Genomic DNA, 5,000 nt, shown 5'->3' with positions numbered 1-5,000 from the left:
TACCGTAGTATTATTTTTTTCATTTGATATAATACCAATTCTAAAAAATTTTGCTATACTTGGATTTCATATTTAAAAATACTATTTATTGAGGTAATTTTATTGTTAGCTAACCTTTGTGATTTCTCCAGTTATTTTTACCACGTTCCAAGTGTAGTATTACTTTTGATAAATGGTATTATACCAGTTTGAAAAAAGAATCCTACAAAAATGTGTGTCTTGATCGGAGATACTTAAAAATATCTTCTCAGATTTATTTTAGACTGCTATATCTATTTGTTTTCAATATTTATTCCTTATTCTATCTTGCTTGCTTATACCATTTGTTACAAATATTTGGCAAATTAGTATAAGAGAAAATAAAAAAAAGGAATGAGGCTTTTTTTCATTCCTTACAGATACAATTATTTCTCTGCTTGCTCTAAGAAGGTAAGTTTAAAAAACCACTTTTACCCAAATATGAAACCATAGTTTCTAGATATTTATAATCTATAGAACTCAAGCTAATATTACTGCTTAATAACCCATCTTTAGTATTCTGAGTATCAATAATTCTTGATGGTGTATATGACTGTTTGTCTGTAGATTTTTCTATCTGAAACTCCAATTTAAAAAGATAAGGATATAAGACATTTTCTGGGTGAGATGATAACTCGGTTATCCAATCATTTAGTGACACTTTTTTGACGGAGGAATCTAAGGAATAAATCCAATCAAATAGATTGTTAAAAGATGTCGGAGCAGGATTCATTAAATGAAATGCTTTACCTAAAGAATTCTCTTGCTGAGACAAATGAACAATTGCTTGACTAATGTTATTTACAGGAACCCAGTTATCTACTAATTTACTTTCTAAAATTGGCACCATTCCTAATTGGATACAACCTTTAATCTGGCGACAAATTCTGTCATTGATGTTACTCACACCAGTGTTAGTATCTCCTGTTATCATTGGCAGGCGATAGATGCAGGTAGGAATTCCTCGGTCTCTTGCTGTCATTACTAACTTTTCTGCTACCCATTTACTCTGTTGATAACCACTTTTAATATTGGGAGTTTCAGTTAAATAATCAGATTCAAGAATGGTTGTATTTTCAGAATTACTAGATGATGGTAAAACTCCAATAGTAGATATAAAATGCACAGGTTTGACATTAATTTCACTAGCTAATCTTAAAATTTCTTGAGTTCCTAAAACATTGGTTGGTTTAAGTACACTGTAGGGGTAAATATGATTAACCCAAGCTCCACTATGATAAATCACATCAATCTGACTAGCAAGGTGGTTAAACTGTTCTGTTGATAATCCGAAAAATTGGCTTGATAAATCTCCTACTACAGGGATGATTCTAGAGCTAAATGTTTCATCCCAAAGTAAATAAGATTCTAGTTGATTTCGGAGTTTTTGTTTTGCTGAATCAGGATTGGTTTCACGGATTAAACAGTAGATATTTGCTGAGGTTTGTCGTAGTAATTCATCTAGCAAATAAGCTCCAACAAAACCAGTTACTCCTGTTAATAATATGTTCTGAGGTTTAACAATATTCTGACTAATTGTAGTTTGAGGAAGAATTGTCTGGTCTAAAATTGCTTCGGCATTAAAATCAATTTTTTCTTGGTCACAAACTCCTGTTTGAAGTATTTCCTCAATGGTAGGACCAAGTTTGATTATGGTGGGGAAGTCAAATAGAGTTTTCAGAGGAATTTTGATTTGAAAAGTTTCTCGAATTTGGGAAATAAGTTGAGTTGCTAATAAGGAATGTCCGCCTAATTCAAAAAAGTTATCGTGGATACCTATTTTTTCTACTCCTAATAATTCTGACCAAATATTCGCTAAAAGTGATTCTGTGGGGTTGCGCGGTGCAACAAAATTATTTTCTAATTCTGGTCGAATATTATCGGGGTCTGGTAAAGCTTTTCGGTCAATTTTACCGTTGAGAGTCAGAGGTAAAAATTCTAATTTTACAAAATTAGATGGAATAGCGTAGTCTGCTAATTTATCTTGCAAAAACTGACGTAAATTATTGGGAGAAAATTGCTTTTTGGTAGGCACAAAATAGGCTATTAAACGTTTGTTGCCAGAATTATTTTCCCGTGCAATAACTACAGCAGTTTGTATTTCTGGGTGGGAGGCGATCGCTGTTTCTATTTCTCCTAACTCTATACGAAAACCACGAATTTTGACTTGGTTATCAATACGTCCGAGAAATTCAATATTCCCATCTGGTAAATACCGTACTAAATCTCCTGTTTTATACAACCTGTTCCCTGTTCCCTGTTCCCTGTTCCCTTTCCCAGAAATAAATTTTTCATCTGTTAATTCTGGGCGGTTGAAATAACCACGAGCTAAACCAGCACCCCCAATGTATAACTCTCCGGGAACTCCGACGGAAACAGGTTGCAATTTTTCATCCAATACATAGACTTGAGTGTTCGCAAGGGGACGACCTATAGGAACAGTTTTAGTATTGTAGTTATTCTCGTCGTTGACAGCATAAGTGAGAACCCCGACGGTAGTTTCTGTGGGTCCGTAATGGTTGAGAATACGACATTGGGGCGAGTGTTGTTGAATTTTGGCGATTAAATCCCAAGTTGCTGCTTCGCCTCCCAAGATTAAACATTGACGCGGCAATAAATAGGGGGATGGGTTGGATGTTAAGAGAGCGGAGAGGTGAGAAGGAACAATTTTTAGGTAGTCGATGGGATGGCGTTGGCAATAATCTGCTAATGCTGTTGCATCGGAGGCGCATTCTTGGGAAATAATGTGCAGACATCCCCCACTGCATAAAGTAGGAAAAATAACTGTGTTACCTAAGTCAGCAGCAAAAGTGGAAACTATTGCGGATGTCGCAATAGAAGAAATTTGCAGTTTTTCTTGGATACCGCGCAGGTAATTTAGAATTTGTCGGTGTTCGATGGCAACACCTTTGGGTTTACCTGTGGAACCCGATGTATAGAGAATGTAGGCAAGATTTTCGGCGGTGACGTTGTTGCTAGGATTTGTTTGTGGTTGTTGGTTAATGGTAGTTATAGGATTTTTTGCCAAAGTGGAAGTTAAATCTTCTGTATTTTCTGTTTTTTCTTCCCCATTTCCTATTTCCAACTTCTGGAAGACATCTATTATTTTAATGTCTCGTTCAAGGTTTTTAGGCGCAATTTCCGATTGAGATAATAGGATGTTAACTCCTGCATCTTCTAAACGAAAAGCTAGATTTTTTTCGGGTAATTTAGTATCTATTGGTAGGTAAGCTCCACCTGCTTTGAGGATAGCTAATATAGCGATAATTATTTCGAGCGAGCGCTCCATAAAAACCCCTACTATTGTGTCAGCTTCTACACCAATTTTTTGCAAATAATGAGCTAGTTGATTTGCTTGAGAATTAAGTTCTGCATAAGTAAGTTTTTGCTCTTCAAATACTACTGCTATATCATTGGGAGTTCGTTCTGCTTGTGACTCAAATATTTGGTGAATTAATTTGTCTTGTGGATAATTTTGTTCGGTTTTGTTTAACTCATTTAAAAGACGGTTACTTTCAGATTCACTGAATATATTTAACTTACTTAAAGATGTTTCATGCAGCTTTCCCGCATTAAGATTTTCAACGGTACTGGTAACTAAAGTCTCAAATTGTTTTGCAAAAGATTTAATTACATCAATATTTATCAGTTCCGAATTATATTGAAATTCTGCTGTGATAGATTCCTGAGTTTTGATGCAATTTAGTTTGACTTTGAAGTTGTCAAAAATGACAGACTGATTTTCTAAACTAAAAGATAAATCTCCTCCATAATAGATGTTTGAGATATCGATAAACTCAAAACCCATAGCAGGAGGTTCTGTTTCTGAGTTAATAAAATATTCTTGTCTTTCCGAAGCTTCCTCGAAGCGATCGCTAATTTCTTCTAATAATTGAGTAAATTTTAAATCCCCTTGCAACTGACAAGAAATAGGTAAAGATTTTGCTAGTAAACCCATTACTTCTTCCAAGTCTTCATATTGTCTCCCAGAAAAAACTGTTTTGACAGTAATATCCGATTGCTTTGTAAGTCGCCAAAGTAAAGTTTGCCAACAACCAAGTAAAAAATTATCAATGGTAATATTAGGCAAAATATTTGCTTCTAATTTAGCAATAACATTAGGGTCTAAATTTAAACTATATTCTTCTGGTGTAAATTTTTCTGACTCAAAGTGAGAATTTTCAAAAGGTAAATTCACTGACTGGAATTGCCGATTTTGCCAATAAGCTATTTCTGTTTCTGCATCCTTTTCTTCCAATAATTCATTTTGCCATTCTGAGAATTGTAGATATTGTACTGCTTCCTCATCAAAATCTGATTCTTTGCAGCATAAATTGTAGCTTTCACTAATTTCTTTAACCAAATTATTTAGGGTGAAACTATCAGCGATAAGTGCAGGTAAACTAACCAATAAAATATGTTCTTCTTCAGACAGAGTTAGGAAAGCTGTAGGAAATATTGGTTGTTGGTCAAGTTGAGCCATCAAACCATTTTGATTTTGTAATATTTCCCCTATTTGCTCTGTTTGTTTTTCTGATTTAAAGTTGCTTAAATTTAGATGATTCCAGTAAATTTTGCCGTTGTCTAAAATTACTTGAATCGGCATTTTGATACCAGGGCGACGTTGGAATGTTGTCCGAAAACTGTCATGTCGGTTGAGGATTTTTTCAAGTGCAGATTTGAGAATATTTACTTTGACTTTTCCTTGAATTTTTATCGTACATTTGGCTAAATAGTTGATATTATTTTCTTGTAATTTCCACAAATATTTTTGTTGAGGAGAGAGTCTAAATCCGGCAAGAGTTGTAGTAGTCATAGTTATTAGTTTGTATTTTTAGATAATAAAGAAAGAGTTTATTAATTTTCTGATTCTTATAATTTAAAGAATTGGGCTAAAGCTCAACTACAAGTAAAGAGTTTATTAATCTTCTGATTCTTATAATTTAAAGTATTGGGCTGAAGTTGAACTACAAGCAAAGAGT

The 5,000-nt window shown here is 34.0% G+C and carries 1 protein-coding gene; it reads right to left on the bottom strand.

Going from position 1 to position 5,000, the window contains the following annotated elements:
• Positions 1–421 precede the first annotated feature (421 nt).
• Positions 422–4,834 (bottom strand): non-ribosomal peptide synthetase, encoded by a 4,413-nt coding sequence (locus F6K22_RS31380; protein ID WP_293107282.1) that lies wholly within the window; start codon positions 4,832–4,834, stop codon positions 422–424.
• Positions 4,835–5,000 lie beyond the last annotated feature (166 nt).

Origin of the sequence: Okeania sp. SIO2F4, from assembly GCF_010672385.1 — a bacterium.
GTDB lineage: Bacteria > Cyanobacteriota > Cyanobacteriia > Cyanobacteriales > Microcoleaceae > Trichodesmium.
The sequence above is the reverse complement of the archived record's forward strand: the minus strand, read 5'-3'. Positions and strand labels throughout refer to the sequence as shown.